The sequence below is a fragment of the Granulosicoccus sp. 3-233 genome, from assembly GCF_052681095.1.
The window spans coordinates 142,077-159,823 of sequence record NZ_JBQYLE010000006.1; the positions used below are offsets into that span (position 1 = coordinate 142,077).

12 protein-coding genes are annotated in these 17,747 nt (G+C 58.7%); 3 read left to right on the top strand and 9 right to left on the bottom strand.

The features are described from left to right. Window positions 1–147: 147 nt before the first annotated feature. From ACUNV4_RS16730 to ACUNV4_RS16770, 9 genes are all read right to left on the bottom strand, one after another. Window positions 148–801, bottom strand: coding sequence for a Crp/Fnr family transcriptional regulator (locus ACUNV4_RS16730; RefSeq protein WP_430879734.1), 654 nt, complete (start codon window positions 799–801; stop codon window positions 148–150). 101 nt (window positions 802–902) lie between these two features. Next, window positions 903–2,864: a bifunctional 2',3'-cyclic-nucleotide 2'-phosphodiesterase/3'-nucleotidase gene (locus tag ACUNV4_RS16735; RefSeq protein WP_430879735.1), complete on the bottom strand. Its 1,962-nt coding sequence runs from the start codon at window positions 2,862–2,864 to the stop codon at window positions 903–905. A gap of 79 nt (window positions 2,865–2,943) precedes the next feature. Next, entirely contained in the window at window positions 2,944–4,566 is a 1,623-nt protein-coding gene (locus tag ACUNV4_RS16740; protein WP_430879736.1) for an NTP transferase domain-containing protein, read from the bottom strand. Window positions 4,567–4,580: 14 nt separating this feature from the next. After that, window positions 4,581–6,506: an AsmA family protein gene (locus ACUNV4_RS16745; RefSeq protein WP_430879737.1), complete on the bottom strand. Its 1,926-nt coding sequence runs from the start codon at window positions 6,504–6,506 to the stop codon at window positions 4,581–4,583. Window positions 6,507–6,571: 65 nt separating this feature from the next. Then, window positions 6,572–7,960 carry a sigma-54-dependent transcriptional regulator gene (locus tag ACUNV4_RS16750; protein ID WP_430879738.1) on the bottom strand — a complete coding sequence of 463 codons (1,389 nt, stop codon included), beginning with the start codon at window positions 7,958–7,960 and terminating at the stop codon, window positions 6,572–6,574. A gap of 20 nt (window positions 7,961–7,980) precedes the next feature. Continuing rightward, window positions 7,981–9,381, bottom strand: a complete 1,401-nt coding sequence (locus ACUNV4_RS16755; RefSeq protein WP_430879739.1) for a sigma-54-dependent transcriptional regulator — start codon at window positions 9,379–9,381, stop codon at window positions 7,981–7,983. A 715-nt stretch (window positions 9,382–10,096) separates the two neighbouring features. Next, window positions 10,097–11,476 carry a M12 family metallopeptidase gene (locus ACUNV4_RS16760; protein ID WP_430879740.1) on the bottom strand — a complete coding sequence of 460 codons (1,380 nt, stop codon included), beginning with the start codon at window positions 11,474–11,476 and terminating at the stop codon, window positions 10,097–10,099. A 189-nt stretch (window positions 11,477–11,665) separates the two neighbouring features. After that, window positions 11,666–11,806 carry a hypothetical protein gene (locus ACUNV4_RS16765; RefSeq protein ID WP_430879741.1) on the bottom strand — a complete coding sequence of 47 codons (141 nt, stop codon included), beginning with the start codon at window positions 11,804–11,806 and terminating at the stop codon, window positions 11,666–11,668. Window positions 11,807–11,868: 62 nt separating this feature from the next. Further along, window positions 11,869–12,696, bottom strand: coding sequence for a pyruvate, water dikinase regulatory protein (locus ACUNV4_RS16770; RefSeq protein ID WP_430879742.1), 828 nt, complete (start codon window positions 12,694–12,696; stop codon window positions 11,869–11,871). 146 nt (window positions 12,697–12,842) lie between these two features. Between ACUNV4_RS16770 and ppsA the strand changes: the two genes are divergently transcribed. The 3 genes from ppsA to ACUNV4_RS16785 are packed head-to-tail and all read left to right on the top strand — an operon-like array spanning window position 12,843 to window position 17,490. Continuing rightward, on the top strand, window positions 12,843–15,209 hold the full coding sequence (gene ppsA, locus ACUNV4_RS16775; RefSeq protein ID WP_430879743.1) for a phosphoenolpyruvate synthase: 2,367 nt from the start codon (window positions 12,843–12,845) through the stop codon (window positions 15,207–15,209). A 10-nt stretch (window positions 15,210–15,219) separates the two neighbouring features. Then, window positions 15,220–15,618, top strand: coding sequence for a hypothetical protein (locus ACUNV4_RS16780; RefSeq protein WP_430879744.1), 399 nt, complete (start codon window positions 15,220–15,222; stop codon window positions 15,616–15,618). Between the two features lie 45 nt (window positions 15,619–15,663). Beyond that, on the top strand, window positions 15,664–17,490 hold the full coding sequence (locus ACUNV4_RS16785) for a DCC1-like thiol-disulfide oxidoreductase family protein (RefSeq protein WP_430879745.1): 1,827 nt from the start codon (window positions 15,664–15,666) through the stop codon (window positions 17,488–17,490). The last annotated feature ends 257 nt before the right edge of the window (window positions 17,491–17,747 follow it).

The following is a 17,747-nucleotide window of genomic DNA, read 5'->3' on the forward strand; positions in this document are numbered from 1 at the left end:
TCATGGGGTCGGACCATGAGCGCACGGACAACGCCCCTCACCTTCAGGGTCGGACCATGCCAGTGGCCTCCGGGGTCGGACCATGAGCGCACGAATAACGCCCTTCGTCTCCTGGGTCGGACCATGACCTCCCGGATAAGCCCATTCTCAATGACTGGCCAGCGTCTCCAGAGCGGCGCAGTTGATCAGTTCGATATGCCCGCGCGTCTGTCTGACCCACTCACGGCGCTGGAACTCTGCCAGTTGACGGGAAATGACTTCGCGGGCAGTGCCCAGCTCCGCTGATAATTGCTGATGGGTGATGGTGATATCGGAGTCACCGCCTGCGAGCTCCAGCAGTTTTTGCGCAACCCTTACGTCCATGCGCTGAAAGGCGACCTCCTCGACCATCAGAAAGAGATCACTGATACGGCGGGAATAGGCATGAAAGACGAACTGTCGGAACTCACTGGAATGTTCCAGCAGCCTGTCGAACAAGCGCCGCGGAATGGCCACCGCCTGCACCTCGGTCTCCGTCACACCAGACGCCGTGTACTCCTCATGAGCCAGCAGACAGGATGTCGTGAGCACACAGCTCTGACCACCCCGAACTCGGTACAGAACGATCTCACGACCCTTTTCAGACAGATGCTGGACCCGAACCGTACCGCTCAGAACCATCAGCAGATTGTCCGGCTTCTGACCGGGACCAAAGACCACCGTATCGGCGGGTGCCTTGATGATCTTGCTCTCACCAAGGAGCAGATCGTGATCTTCCGCGGACAGCTGCGCCAGGGCCGGAAATGTTGAAAGCCAGTCCATAGAAATCCATTGCACTTGCAGGAAATGACAACAGCCACGAGCCGGCAACTTCCCGCTGCCGGCTCGTGCCACGACTACCGCAGCAGATTCTCGTTGCCGAACTACTCGGACAACGGAATCCGGTAACTGGCAAACCCACTGTCCAGCGTATCGATGTATTCGAAGCGCTGCGCATTGTCGGCTTCTGCCGCCGCTGGCGATGTCTGGAACTGCACCTGAACGTCACCATTGATCGGCGCGAAACGCCAGTTGCCGTCAGCCTTCGGATCCAGTTCTCCCGAGGCCAGAATATAGTCGACCAGCACCTGTCGATTGGTTTGCGGAGCTTCGACAATGATGGTGCTGCCATCGAGAGCCGGGAAGTTTCCGCCGCCACCAGCACGATAATTGTTGGTAACCACCACGAACTCCTGGTCCGGATCGATGGGCTCACCATTGAACGTCAGATTGATGATGCGACGAGCCGTCTCGTCCAGCAGTTCTCCCTTGTCGCCGTAGCGCGCAGGCTGAGCCACATCGATCTGATAGCTGACGCCGTCGATGACATCGAAATTGTAGGACGGATGCGTCTCGCTGATCAGCTCCTGGGGCTCTGTCGAGGACGGATCGATCTGATTGAACTGCGCGGCGGAACGCTCCAGCCATTCGTGTACCTGCGCCCCATCGAGTTTTACCAATCGTGCCGTATTGGGGTAGATGTACAGATCAGCAACGTTGCGAATGGCTATTTCGCCAGCTGGCAGATCGGTGAAGTAATCCGGACCGCCACGACCACCAGCCTTGAACGGTGCGCCGGCGGACAAGACCGGTAAACCTTCGTATTCGGTACCTTCAATGACCTGCTTGCCGTACCAGGCTTGCGCATTGTTGACGATCTGGATGGACGGATCGTCCTGTACCAGGGCAAAGAAACTGTTGATCGGTGAGGCGATACTGCCGACTGCCTGACCCACCCATTCGATGGTCGCTTCGTGCTCATCGGCAACGGCATCAACGATGTCCTGCTGCGAGCCGACAACGGGAATACTGTCGCGTCCTTCGCGGCGGAAAATGGCGCGATTCTCCACGGCACTGTCACTGACCGTCCAGGCGTCGCCTTCCTGAGTCAATGTCAGGTCGATGATGCCCAGATGACTTCCCCAGAAACCCGGCATGACAGCCGGAACACCATTGAGCGTGCCTTTTTCCAGATCAGCCCCGGGAAAGCCCTCGTAGGCGTCGGAAGGAAATACGCTGTGCGCATGCCCGAACAGGATGGCGTCGATACCGTCTACCTGCGACAGCTCGGCCGTTGCATTTTCCTTCAAGCCATCCGGGTGCGAGGTCGCGATACCGCTGTGAGCGATGGCAACGACCACATCAGCGCCCGCTTCACGAATCTCGGGCACCAGAGCCTCGGCCGTGTCGACAATACCACGCACCGTGACACGACCTTCCAGATGGCCCTTGTCCCAGCTCATGATCTGTGGCGGTGTGAAGCCGATGACGCCCACCTTGAGGTCCTGCCACTGTCCATCGTCATCCATCACGCGCCGATCCAGCATCACATACGGCTGGATGTAGCTGCGATCATTACTCGGATCCTCGTCCCCGTCCACCGCAAAGACGTTGGACAACACATACGGAAAGTTGGCCCCAGACAGCGATTTGAGCAGAAACTCCAGACCGTAATTGAATTCATGATTGCCGATATTGGCAGCATCATAGCCCAGCAGATTCATTGCCTTGAACATCGGATGCACTTCACCATAGCTCAGCCCCCGCGAGCGTGCCATGTAGTCTCCCATCGGATTGCCCTGCAGCAGATCGCCATTGTCGAACAGCAGACTGTTGCGAGCCTCGGCGCGGGCGTCTCTGATCAGAGTGGCGGTTCGTGCCAGACCGAAATCATCCACCTCGGTGTTCTTGTAGTAATCGAAGTTCAGTGCATGCATGTGCAGATCGGTGGTCTGCATCAGACGCAGCTGCAGATCCGCAGCCAGAGCACTGGCGGTCAGGCCGCACGTCAGAAGCGGCACGAATAGCAGGGCCTTGATGCCCGTGCCGGAGATGCTGTGATTCATGAGCGATTTCCCTTGTACAGAGTCGTATCAGCCGTCAGTCTACAACGTAATCGAGGGGCACCAGTGGAAAGTCAGCCTCTCATGACGCCGCCATGGTCGGCTGCAGGTCGGACGGTTCATCGATATCCTTGAGGATACCGGCAGAATCGCAAGGCACCTCCTGCACACAGTCCGGAAAATCCCTTGCAAGCACCCTGGCGCCGACATCTCCTTCCAGTCGCAGCACCGAATCGAACAGCGATGCAGCGATCAGCACCGGATTGCCACGCTGCCCCTGATAGGTCGGGATATACAGCGCCTTGCCCGGATTCAGGCGGTATGCAGCTAACAGGGATTGCATGACGCTGGCAGTGACTTCCGGCATGTCAGCCAGACAGACGATCACCGCGTCCACTCCGGCTTCACCGAGTTCACCGATGCCGCAGATCAGGGAACTGGCCATGCCACTGGCATGCAGTGCGTTGTGTACGGTGCTTATCGGCAGGCTCGCGCGCTGATCGGCGATCTGACACAGTTGCTCGACCGACTCGGCATCATGGCCGGTCACCACGAGAGCGCTGTCAAGACCACTGTGTCCCACTGCGTCCAGAACATGAGTCAGCAGAGGCTTGCCGGTTTGCGTGGCAAGCAACTTGTTATGCTCGCCAAAGCGTCGGGAAGACCCTGCTGCCAGCACCAGGGCCGCAACGCCGAGATTGCCTGTGCCCCTGACACGCGGCTCTGGCCGGTCGACGATCTCATGCAACAGCCCCCCCACACCGAGCGAGGCAATCCAGCCGGAGCTCACCGGCAGCCGGGCAGACAGACGCTCCAGCACCTTGTCCAGCCCATTGGGTTTGGGCGACCGCGCGCAACCCGGCAGACCGATGATGCTGGTGTTCCCAAGCCTGCCGATCAGCAACAGATTCCCCGGATCCATCGGCATCCCGAAATGTTCCACTTGACCACCCAGCCTCACAATGGCCGATGGCACGATATCCTGACGATCGCTGATAGCCGACGCCCCTGCCACCAGAAGCCAGTCCACGCCACCTTCGACAGCATCGCTCATGGCCCTGACAAGCTCGTCGACGTCATGTGACACTCGCCGTTCGCTCGTCAGCTGCGCACCCTGCTTCAACAGCCGCTGCCTGGTGACACCGACGGTCTTGTCAAGAATCGACTCCCTCATGCCCGGCAGGCGCGTCTGGATCAGAGCGGCTCGCTGGGGTACGGTGGCATGCACCCGAATCTGTCGCCCCTGCAAACCCGCCAGAACCTGTTGCAAGGCATTCTTGCTGACCGCGTAGGGAATGATCTTGACGGTTGCAACCAGTCGTGACTTGCCAACCGAAGTCGACGGGTGCACGGTCGCAATGGTGATGCCTTCATTCACCAGGTTGGCCTGATAGACGAGGGTTCGCTCGAAATCACAGATCCCGTCGGTCTGAGCATGCAGATTCACTCGACCGGTACTGGCCTTTCCCAGCCTCAGCCCTTCACCCGCCAGTGCCGTCGCCAGTTGCAGTGCTGCCTCATCCTCGTGGATATCGTCACTGTCGAGCTGGGCCACAGTTATGTTGGCAATGCCGTCCGCCTGCAGTTGCTGCACCAGAGCCGCGGTCAGACGCTGCCCCTTGCGTATCTTTCCCGCAGAAGTCCGTACCGAATGTGCCAGCAGACTGCCCGCAGAATCCTCCACCGGAATATCACCAAACTTCATGTTCTACCCATCGTCTATTGTTCGCCTTGCAGCGCATTGGCCATACCGGAGCAATAAGCACTGTACATTGCCTCTCCCCTGGGATCCAGAAACGGCATCAGCCTTGCTGCCGGCGCCACGATATCGGCCAGAACAACGGCGGCGGTATCTCGCCCCAGCACCGGACTGGCAGATGCACCAACGGGTGCAGTCAGCGGCCCCTGCACCTGCCAGGCGGACGCTGTGTTCTTGCCTGTCGCATGCGATTCCATGGACACATCCAGTGCATGATCGCTCAAGGACAAGCTGCCATCGCCCAGTACGATCGCATCTTCCGTACTGATCACCAGAGTTGCAATATCAATGTTTTCCGCGGACAGTTGCAGATCGACAAATGAACACTTCACGCTGGCCGGATCGATCGACTCGGCGGCACTGTCAAGTAGCGATAACCCGTTCCCATTCATGAAACGCGACAGCACCAGGCTTGCATCGCCAGCTGCCACCAGCGCCAGCAGCTGACCGTCCTTCACCCGCGGCGCCTCGTCCGTTCCCTGTTGCGACAGTTGCACATCAAGATAGACTGCCAGACTGCCAGGCTTGCCTGACGACGAGCTGTCTGCCGCCAGCTCGAAACGCTTCAGGTACAGATTCAATGAGGTTTCAGTCTGCGTACCGGTGGATCGAGTATCGACAACGCCTTCCAGGACCCCGCTGCCCAGATTCATCCGATCAATGGCCAGCATCAGCCGGTCATCCACCATCTCCGCCTGGACATCGAACATCGACACCGGCCAGGTCTCCGCCACCACTCGATCCGCTCGATAGCTGACGCTACCCACCAGGGGCTTGTCCGCCGAACCCAGGTAGCGCATCAGGCTCCCGAACGCAGAACCCTCTCCTGCCAGCGCCATGAGCGAGAACTCGGCCGGCAAGGCCTGCTCTGACGACAAGAAGCGCAGGTCCTCGCCGTGCAGTTCTTCGGAACTCAATTGCGCCTTCACGGTGATCGGCTTGCTGCTCGTATCGAGGCGTGCTTCACCGACAAGATCGCTCTGCCCCCATTGCAAGGCAAACTCGTTCAGCTGCCATTCTGCTTCGTCTCGCAGCACGTCACCCGATACGGTCAATGGTGACAGATCTGCGAAGGATGCAGGCACGATGAGTTGCCAATCCCGGACAGACGCAATATTCATCGAATAGCCCAGGGACACGTCGGACAACCGAGCCGGTTTGCCGATAGACCCTTCGAGCAACAAATGACTGTCTCCCAACTCGACATCCAGCTTCACACCCTCGGCACCGGCCCCCTTGGGAAAGCCTCTTGTCATGTAATGCAAGCTTGGCAAATCGGCCGACATCAACAATGTTCTGCCCAGCAATTCGCCATCAATCTGCAGACGTGTGCCATTCCCGGAGTTATCCGTCGAGGCAGCACCACTGATACGCAGACTGACACTCTGCGACACTTCATCACGACCGCTATGCAACGTCATGGAATCGATCAGGATATCGCGAATCTGCAGATCAGACAGTGAGTCGACAAGGCGGCGTACGACAGACCCTTCATCCACCAGGTGTTCAAGCAGTGATTGCAGATTGTCTGGTCTGTTCGGTTCATCGTGCAGCTGCAAGTCCGCCCCGGCAAGGGATAGTCTGTCGACAGAAGGATGGCCACGCAGCAGATCCAGCCATCGTACCGATACCTGCATCGAGTCCAGATACAGCATTGCCGCTCCCTGATCGGGCTCGATGCTCATACTACTCACATCGACTTGCAGCAACGGGCCGAAAGGCCTGATCTCCACGTCTTTCATTGCAACATGAGCATCGAGTCTGCTGGTAGCCAGGGATGCCAGGCGATCAGCCAACCAGTTACCGGGCAGGTATGTGGCCAACAGAACCAGGGCTGCAATCAATAGCGTGAGTGCTGCCAGTATTCGTCCAAGCCATCGAACCATCTTGCCACCTTCCGCGCCTGTGATCCGCAGCGTGAAGAAGGCAGCCCGGACTCAGGTGCCAGAGATCAACTCTCTACAGCGGTTTGCTGCTCCTCTTCATAGCGGTTCAGGCGATTGTACAAAGTCTTGAGGCTGATACCCAGAACTTTGGCACTCTGGCTCTTGTTGTTGTCGCAGGCGATCAGTGTCGCCTTGATCAGTTGTTCTTCCACATCCTTGAACGCCATGCCGATGAATGGTGCTATCTGGTCGCTGACACCGCTGTCCCCTTCCACGAACAGCGTGGGGTCGGCACCGATCTCATCACCGTCCTCGGTCAGTCGGTAAGCGGTCAACAGCGTATTCTTCAATTCGACCTGATTGCCCGGCCAGTAATGGCCGCGCAATTGATCCAGCATGGCAAGGGACAGGCTCTTTTCACTGTCAAATACCTTGTTGAGCTGATCCACGGCACGTCTTGCGAACAGTTCGATATCCTCCTTGCGCTCGACCAGAGGCGGCACACGAATGGTATTTTTCGCCAGAGTGTAATAGAAGGGATCGTACAACCGACCCTCGGCAAGCGCCACTTCCGCCGGCTCCCGCAATATGCCAACGATGGAGCACTCGTAGGCCGTCGGCGTCAAGGCGTTGCTGGCCAGCGCCTTGCCAGACACCATGAAGCTCTTCAAGCGCCGCTGAATATCCAGTGACAGGGTCGAGACATCATCCAGCACCAGCGTACCGCCATTGGCTTTCTGCAGGTAGGCTTCGATGCCACCGGCCTCGCCGCCCGCCTCGCGCCCATGATCGCCAAAGAATCTGTCAATCGCCTGACTACCGGTTTCGCTGGCGCAACTGATCACATAGGCCTTGCCGGGACGTTTGCCATACTGGTGCAGCAGTGCCGCGACATCGCCCTTGAGAACACCCGGCTGCCCGATGATCAGGGCGGGACACGGGGCTTTCTCCCCCACGTTCCTCAGTTGTCTGAACAACTCCTGACTTGCCGGTGAACTGCCCTCCAGAGCACCAAACCCCAGGGTCAGTTCCGGTGGATAGTCCCGGGTGGCGACGGTGGACTTGCGCCGATGCGCATCGGCGCGACGCACCGCCAGCAACAGATCACGTGCCTGGGCAGGCTTCACCAGAAAATCGAAGACCCCGGCTTGCAGGCAACGGCGGGTTCTCTCGGCGTCATCAGTACCGCTGATGACGATGATCTGCCCGACGCCCGCAGCACTCAGCGACTTTATCGCGTCAACGCCATCTCCGTCCGGCAGCGAGAGATCCAGCAGGACCACGGCAGGAGGCTGTTGCTGAACCCGCTGCATCGCCTCTGACAGCTTCTGCACATTGTCGGCCTTGAAATCGGCTCGCTCCAGCACTCGCTGCAGGGCAGATGCCGTGGCCACATCGTCTTCCACGATCAGTACGTCCAGAACCGGCTGTTCGTTCATTGTCTTGTCTCTCATGGTGATTCTGTTGTCGGCTCTCAGTAGGCGTTCATGCGGTTGTAGAGTGTCTTGAGACTGACGCCAAGCGTCTTCGCCGTCTTCTCCTTGTCACCATCGAAGTGCAACAGCGTGGCATTGAGCAACTGTCTTTCGAATTCCCAGATGGTGGTTCCCACCCACTGCTCGATTTCCGAACCCGATTCTGCACTGGCCGCATCGGTCTGATCGCTTTCGATCTGCACCTCTTCACCGGATCCGGTCGCAGCGACCGCCTGTTCGATGACGCTACGCAACTCGCGCACATTGCGTTTCCAGACGGCATTGGCGATCAGTTCGCGACTGGATGCCGAAAAGCGCAGCTCGCCCTCCCGCGCTCCGGCAGCCTCGGCCAGCAACCAATCGGCAATGGCCTGAATATCATCTCGGCACTGGCGCAGATTGGGTACCGCGAGCGTGGTCTGTGCCAAGCGGAACAGGAAATCCGAACGCAGTGAGGTCTCGTCCACATCCGTGGTGCCGGAGTCGCGAGCGATGCCAATGACCGACAAGGTAGCTTCCGCGCCACGGTTGCCATCAACCCGTCGAAATGATCCCGATTCCAGAAACGGCAGCAGCCGCGATTGCATGTCCATGGGCAGCTTCTCGACATGATCCAGCACCAGTGTGCCGGCCGCTGCCTGCTCGATATACCCGCGGTGCAGAATTTCACCACTACGAGGGTCTTCCCGGCCAAACATTCGCACCATGGCCAGCTCACCGGTTTCATCGGCGCAGTCGATGACCAGACATTGCCCTGTTCTCCTGCCTCGCTGATGAATGGCACGAGCAACCGACGGCTTGTCGACGCCGGGCTCACCGGTAATCAGAGCGTGTCCCCGGCTGCGTTCCGCACTGAAACTCATGGTCGTGCGCAAGGTGCTCAGTGCATGGTGATCACCCACCTGAAACCAGCCGCTCTTCGCAACGGCGACGCCCATCAGCCCGGCGGAGCGATCGAGGTTTGCCACGCCATTCTCGTCGGCAGCCCGCTCCGCGGAGCCTGACGATGAGCGCTCTTCCTTGCTCATCGCATGTTCGCTGGCCTGATGCGGATCGAGCATGGCACGCAGACTGGCCAGGTCAACCGGCTTTATCAGCAACTCAACCGCCTGGCTGCGAATACTCTTGATGGCAGCGCGCTGGGAATTGTCCCCGCTGATGACGATGAAACGGCCACGCGTGTCGTTGCGAAGCTCTTCCATCAGGTCCAGACCATTGCCGTCCGGCAGATCGATATCGATCAGCATCAGCTCCGGTCCTTTGTCGCGAATCTGCGCGCGTGCCGCATCGACTCGATGGGCGATGGTCACCTCATAGCCAAGTGACACCAGCACCCGCTCGTAAGCTCGTGCAAGAGTGACATCATCTTCCAGCACCAGCGAAGTGGGTCTTGAGGGCATGAACAGGCTTCCGGTTCGTGGATGATGGAAGCAGTATCAGTCAGCATACCTTGTTGATTGCAATAATTTGTAATATATACACATACCCGCGGAACGCGACCCCACAGCCGCCATCGAGCCTGCCACCGGGAATCTGCCGCAGGTCGCCAGCATCGTCGACTCGCAGCATCGAGCAGTCAGCAATTCTGCAAAATACTTGCTCCAATGAAACAGAAAAAGGCCCGCGTCTTACCACTTTGCCATCCCAGGATTTCCTCATGCGATTACACTCCAGAACAGAACACTTCGGATGACGCACATGTCACGGTCAATTGTCTTTCCTGCGCTGCTTCGTTCAGCAACCCTGATGGCCACCATGTGCGGCCTGGCTCTCGCTTTACCTGGTCAGGCTCTCGCCCAGCAATCGGTGCGGGTGAGCGAGAACGATGGCCTGCTGTCTGTCCAGGCCAGTAACACATCCGCCAGCGCCCTGGCTCAGGTGTTGACCGATGAACTGGGCATCAGTGTGGTGGTGACCGGTGATACCGAGACAATGGTCAATATCGATATCGTGGATGAACCACTGCAAAAGGCCTTGTCAAAGCTCAGTCCCAATCACATGCTGGTGCGCAGCAGCAAGGCGCCGGACAGCGACATCGTCGAAGTGGTGTTGATGATGGGAGAAGGCAGCTCGGCAGGCAGTAGTGGCGGTGACGATCAGTTTCTGCCCAGTGGCTCACCGGCCGACGACATCATAGTCGATGATCAGCCGCTGAACGACGAAGGCGTCCCGGTGGAGCAGACCGAAGCGCCGCAGGACATTGCCGATGCACCACCGCCCGACCCGTCCGGCGCACCCCCACCGGATTCGTTTGACCCGGTCACGGGCCTGCCGATAGATCCGCTCACCGGTCAACCGGTGCAGCAATAACAGGCCCGTCAACAGTAACCACCTCCAGCTGACAGCGCCGAGTTGTGTGATGGTGGTTGTCGACTCGGTAACGATCGGATCTTCCAGTGCATTGGCGGCTGCCTGCATCGGAACCTGGGTAACGCTGTCGGCATTGTTGTCCGGGTCATCATCCGGTGTCTTGGAGCTGACTTGCGCCGTGATGTCGCCAGCCGTCAGTGAACCTGACAGTGACAGCACCAACTGACTGCTGCTGCTGCCACTCATGCGCGCCAGCTCGCAGCTGGCATGACCAGGCGTCAGGTTCAGACACTGCCAGCCGTCACCTGAATGACTCAGTAGTCGAGCATTGCCGAACTGCACATCAACCTCGATCAGATGAGCGCCCTGCAATCCGCCGTTGCTGACATACAGACTCACTTCGGCCAGTCCGTCATCTGCAGCGAATTTCGACACGATGGACAGATCTGCCGCATACAGCTCGGCCACAGCGGCCAGATCTCCGGCGCTGGGGGCAATGCGCTGCCCCATCGTGACACCGTTATCCGCCAGCGCGGTAATGGTCGGCTGGCCGTTGGCCGAAAAGTTCATGGGTCCATAGTGCATGATGGATCCGTGGTCGTAGTCACCCAGCAGCTGAGTACCTGCAGGTGCAACATCGAAATTGTGCCGCTTGTCGGCACTGATGTTTTCCCAGTGAATCCGGATATGCTGATCACGATCCGGACGTGTGTGCTCATGCTCAAGCCCGAGGAGATGCCCGATCTCGTGCATCATGCTTCCTGCATTGCAATTGGGTGCCACCCAGATTTCCTGCTCGCCGCCACGCCTGCCCACCCAGGAAGCGCAGCCCTCACCGTACTGGAACACCACCGAATCGGCCGGCATTGCCTGCCCGGCTGGCCACTCATCCAGTGCCATCAAGGTAATGCCACTGACACTGTTCCAGTAGTCGATGGCCTGTCTGACTGCCACCACACCACTGGCTGTCAGGCTGGCATCAAGCCGGTACGGCACGATACCGTCCGGCCATAGACGCGAGGTTCTGTTGAGCCCGATCGACCGTGTCTTGCTGCTGCTGGCGGACACCAGTATGTCTCCTTCCACCACCTGCAGTGTCGAGTCAGCAGCGCCAGGGGCTGACAGTTCGGCAAACTCTGCAGTCTCCGCCGTGCCGATGGCCGGACTCAGCAGACTGGCGAGCATGACAGTCACACTCCCGAGCCTCCGCACACGCACTCGCCTTGCCGGCACAGCGCTACGCGGCAAGCGCGTGTTGTCTCGATGCTGCGACCTGGTGCACGATATTGGCACGAAGGAACCTCTGGAAACATGACTTGAGTCTCCCAGCGGCACCATCGAGATTTTCTTTACCGGCAGCTGCCCCCGAAACGGTTACAGCGAATTGAAAGGGCCATGCCGATGATCCTGTGCGCTTGCCGCACCCGCTGCATCGTCCTCGGCAGCCTCGGCCAGCTCGATTGCAGCTGGATCACAGTTGACTGCAGCCCCCGGCGAGACGAGCGACAGCATCATGCAGAGTCACCCGTCGGTGGTCGCAGGCTCGGGACCGCGAACGCGCTGCATGACCATCAGTATCAGAGTCGTGTGTCGGACTTGGTACGGTTGACCACCATGGCGCCGATCTCCTCGACGGACATGCGCGTGGTATTGAGCCAGGGAATGCCGTGCGAACGAAACAGGGCTTCTGCCTGGGCTATCTCGCGCTGGCAGGTTGCCGCGGTACTGTAGGTCGACCCCTGATAACGTTGCTGCCGAATCTGCAACAGGCGAAACGGATCGATTGTCAGACCGAACAGCTTGTCGGTATAACGTTGCAGAGCCTGAGGCAGCTCCTTGCGCTCGAGTTCGTGATCGGTCAAGGGGTAGTTGGACACATAGAGACCATAATGCAGGGACAGGTACAGCGATGTCGGCGTCTTGCCACAACGCGATACCCCGACAATGATCAGATCCGCTTGCCGGTAATGATCGAAGTCCATGCCATCATCGGTCTGCAGGGCAAAATGCACCGCGGCGATTCGCGATGTATAGGCCTTCTCGTCGGTGACCCCGTGCGATTTGCCGATGGTATGGGACGACTTCACGCCCAGACGTTTTTCCATAGGACCGATGAACGTTCGGAACAGATCGAAGACCTCCATATCCGACTCATCAAACACGGCACGCAGGTTATCGTTGACCATGGTCAGAAAGACCAGCGGGGACGTGCCGCTCTGCTCACGAATCCGGCTACAGCGTTCCACCAGCCTGCGAGCCTTGTCGACAGTGTCCACGAAGGTGAAGGTTTCCATGTGGAAGTCGAATCCGGGAAATTGACTCAACAGACTGTGAGCCATGGCCTCCGCCGTCAATCCGGTGCGATCCGAGACAATAAAGGCCGTGCGTTTCTGTGTGTTGGGCATGAGCTTTGAATGTGAGTGCAATCTGCAGTGGGCAAATCCATTACCATACCCGGCACTGTGCGACACGATGAACTTTCAGGCAAGCTTCCTGCTGTACCTGAATACCAACCGTTGCCACTGGCAACGTCTTGTAACAAGGAGTTGAAGTGACTCAATACATCCGTTGGTTCAAAGAGCTGGGCATGAACGATGTCCCGGTGGTTGGTGGCAAGAATGCCTCTCTGGGCGAGATGATCTCCAACCTGTCCAATGCCGGCATCAGCGTACCGGACGGTTTCGCCACGACGGCTGATGCCTTCCGCGAGCATCTTCAGGTCAGCGGTCTGGATGCGCGAATCAATGCCTGCCTGGACGAACTGGACACCGATGACATGCAGGCGCTGGCAGAAACCGGTGCGAAGATCCGCCAATGGGTCATCGAGACTCCCTTGCCAGCAGGCCTGGTTGAAGCAGTAACCGCAGGCTGGGCCGAGATCAGCGAAGGTGCCGGCGGCGCTGCATCGGTCGCGGTGCGTTCATCGGCGACGGCGGAAGATCTTCCCGAAGCCTCCTTCGCCGGTCAGCAGGAAACCTTTCTCAATGTGCAGTCTCTGGACGATGTGCTGCACCGGATCCGCGAGGTATTTGCCTCGCTCTACAACGATCGCGCCATCTCCTACCGGGTTCATCAGGGTTTCGCGCACGCCGATGTGGCTCTGTCGGCCGGTATCCAGAGAATGGTACGCAGTGATATCGGCGCCAGTGGCGTGATGTTCTCGATCGATACCGAATCCGGTTTCAGTGATGCCGTGTTCATCACCTCCTCCTGGGGTCTGGGTGAATGCGTGGTACAGGGTTCGGTCAACCCGGACGAATTCTATGTGCACAAACCGACGCTGGCTGCGGAACGACCTGCTGTGCTCAAGCGCAGCCGCGGTGCCAAGCGCATCAAGATGATCTACGGTCAGAGCACCGCTGTCGATACCGTCGATGTCGATCAGGCCGATCAGATGCGCTTTTCTCTTGATGATGACGATGTGCATGCCCTGGCCCGCATGGCTGTGACCATCGAGCAGCACTATGGCCGGCCAATGGATATCGAATGGGGCAAGGACGGCAATGATGGCAAGCTCTACATTCTGCAGGCTCGCCCGGAAACGGTCGAATCACGCAGCAATCGCAATGTCATCACCCGTTATCAACTGGCCTCTCACCAGGCGGCAGTGCTGGCCAGCGGACGCAGTATCGGTCAGCGTATCGGTGCCGGCGTCGTGCGAATCGTGGACAGCATTGCCGATATCGGCAGCGTTCGGGATGGCGATGTGCTGGTCACCGACATGACCGACCCCGACTGGGAACCTGTCATGAAACGAGCCGCAGCCATTGTCACGAATCGCGGCGGACGTACCTGTCACGCGGCCATCATCGCGCGTGAACTGGGTGTGCCCGCGGTTGTCGGCTGCAACAACGCGACCAGCCAGCTGCAGGACGGTCAGGAAGTCACGGTCAGTTGCGCCGAAGGCGACACCGGCTACATCTACGAGGGCAGTCTGACATTCGATATTGCCGAAACCCAACTCGACAACCTGCCTGAACTGCCGTTCAAGCTCACCATGAATGTCGGCAATCCGGAGCGGGCTTTCAGCTTCAGTCAGTTGCCACACAACGGTATCGGTCTGGCCAGACTCGAATTCATCATCAGCAACACCATCGGCATTCACCCCAAGGCATTGCTGCACCATGACGCCATGCCGGAAGATGTTCAGCAGCAGATTGCCGAGCGCAGCGCCGGCTATGCCGATCCTCTGGACTTCTATGTCAGCAAGATTGCCGAAGGCGTGGCCACTCTGGCTGCCGCCTTTGCTCCGCACCCGGTCATCGTGCGCCTGTCCGACTTCAAGTCGAACGAATACCGCAACATGATCGGTGGTGTGCTGTTCGAACCCGAGGAGGAGAATCCGATGATCGGATTCCGTGGTGCATCACGCTACCTGTCTTCCTCCTTCTCGGAATGCTTCGAGCTCGAGTGCCGCGCGCTGAAGCAGGTGCGCGAGGTCATGGGGTTCAGGAACGTCGAACTCATGGTGCCCTTCGTACGCACGCTCGAGGAAGCGGATCAGGTACTGGCGCTGATGGCGGAGAACGGTCTGCAACGCGGCGACCATGACCTGCGAGTGGTCATGATGTGCGAAGTACCGAGCAATGCCATTCTCGCCGAGGAGTTCCTGACACGATTCGACGGCTTCTCCATCGGCTCCAACGACCTGACGCAACTGACACTGGGACTGGATCGCGACTCGGGCCTGGTGGCACACTTGTTCGATGAACGGGATCCGGCGGTCAAGAAAATGCTGCAGATGGCCATAAAGGCGGCTCATGACCAGAACAAGTATGTCGGTATCTGCGGCCAGGGGCCATCCGATCATCCGGATCTGGCGCAGTGGCTGATGGATCAGGGTATCTCCAGCGTGTCCCTGAATCCGGATACCATTGTGGAAACCTGGCAATTCCTGGCTTCCAGACAGTCGAGCTAGCGTTGCACCCATGAGAAAACCCGGGAACAAACAGGACGCCGACCAGAGCTTCTGGAAGGCCATGCAGAAGGATCTGCCTCCCGATGAACAGGAATCCAACTCACCGCTTATCGACCTGACGGCCGACCTTTCGGAACATTCTCCGGAAGAACTCGAAAAACGACGCCGATCACTGCTTGCCATGCTGGCCAACAATGAAGCACGCAAACAGCAAGTGCAGCGTCATCGCCTGCCTGCCCTGACGCCGGGGCTGGCGATAGCCATCAAGGCCGGGCCTTACCAGAACCGCAAAGCCACGGTCAAGGACGCAGACTACATCCACAGCCGGGCATTGCTGCACATCGACGGTGAACCCGACGCGCAGTGGGTCGATTTTTCGTCACTGGCGCCCGTCATCGATACGCCGTAAGCTATCGCCACCAACCCTTTGATCGACACCGGAGACAGGGACGCCATGCATCATGTCAGGCGCGTGTTCAGCCTGGATCTCAGATCCATTGCGCTGTTCCGCATCATGCTCGCACTCCTGTTACTGGCAGATCTGGCGCTGCGCAGCCTGGATCTGTCGGTCTTCTATACCGATGCAGGTGTTCTGCCGCGTTATCAGTGGCTGAAGGTTACGCACCAGTGGCACTGGTCCATTCACGCCGCCAGTGGAGAACTGTGGTGGCAGGCTCTGCTGTTCCTCATCGCCGCCGCCTTCGCTCTGGCACTGCTGTTCGGTTATCGCAGCAAGCTGGCAGCCGTCGCCTCCTTCATCCTGCTGGCGTCCCTGCTCAATCGCAATGGACTGCTGCTGCAAGGTGGCGACAATCTGCTGGTGGTGATGAGTTTCTGGGCAATGTTTCTGCCGCTGGGCGCACGCTATTCCATCGACAGTGCGCTACAGACCGTACACAGGCACAACCCCAATGCCGTGCCGGCCAACGCTTTCCGGGAACAACCCTACTTCTCGATTGCGACCATCGCCATCGTTTTCCAGGTGTTGTATCTGTACACATTCACCGCTTTTCTGAAAACCGGAGACGCCTGGGTCAGTCGCTTCGATGCGGCGTTCTATGCGGTCAATCTGCAGCATTTCGCCACACCGATCGGTCACTGGATCGGCCAGTTTCCCCTGCTGCTGAAACCGGCCACCTTCTATGTCCTGGCGGTCGAGTTCATTGCACCGCTGCTGGTGCTCAGCCCCTTCTACTGGCCACGCCTGAGAATCATCGGGCTTCTGTTGCTGGCGTCACTGCATGCGGCATTCCTGCTGATGCTGCACATCGGTCTGTTCCCACTGATCGATTTCATGGCATTGAGTCTGCTGATACCCGGCAGCGCCTGGGTCTGGCTACGCAGCACCGACAGACAACGCGCTCGCCGACAGCGGCAGTCCGCGATTGTCATCTACTACGATGAAGATTGCGGCTTCTGCCTGAAGACCTGCCTGATCCTGCGCAGTTTCCTGCTGCCGCAGGACTGCAGGATTCTCAAGGCGCAGAATCATCCCGAGATTCACGCCATCATGGAGCGCGAGAACTCCTGGGTCGTCACCGATGCCGAAGGCAAGGCGCATATTCACTGGCATGCCATGGTCCTGCTGTTCCGGCAACGCTGGCCATTCAAGGTGCTGGCCTGGATCATGTCCCTGCCTCCCCTCTTGTACCTGGGTAACCGCCTCTATCGCTGGGTTGCTGACAACCGCGGTCTGATGGGTACTCTGACCGAGCGTGTTCTGCCGTTCAGGGCGCTCAGCCTCCGACCCACCCTCATCGGCTCGCTGCTGGCGGTGCTGTTCTTTTACGTCGTGACTGCCTTCAACCTCTACGGCATGCCGGGAATGCGTGGGCAGATGCCGCAGCATGTCAATCATCTGGCCAGGGTCTTTCGCATCAACCAGCGCTGGGACATGTTCGCGCCCTACCCGCTGACCACCTCCTCCTATCTGCTCATACCGGGGCAATTGCGCAATGGAGAACAAGTCGATCTGTACCCGCTGACGTCCAGCCTGCCGGACTGGCAGCCTCCGGAGCGATTCTACCCGCTGTATGACGGCTATCGCTGGCGCAAGTACCTGGGCCGCGTTGACGGACATCGCAACAATGCGGTGCGAGAGGCTTTTGGCAGCTATCTGTGCAAGAGCTGGAACAATCAGCCTCGGTCGCGCGATACCCAACTGGCAACCCTCGAAATTCATGTGGTGAAACTGCGAACCAACACACAGGGGCAGCAGAAGGAAGAAACGCGGCGCAGGATCTGGCGACACTGGTGTTACCCGGAATTTGCCGATTCCTGAGTATTCGAGTGTCAGTGTCATTCTGACCGTCTCTGCCGTCTCGCCGATGTGGCTTTCGTTGCTCCGGATTCAAGCCATGGTGAGGTTGCCTTCACTTTCCTCCGATTGGACTCACGGTGAGGCGGCCCTTCGCTTGCCTCTGACTCGATTCACGGTGAGGTGGCCCTTCGCTTGCCTCTGACTCGATTCACGGTGAGGTGGCCCTTCGCTTGCCTCTGACTCGATTCACGATGAGGTGGCCCTTCGCTTTCCTCTGA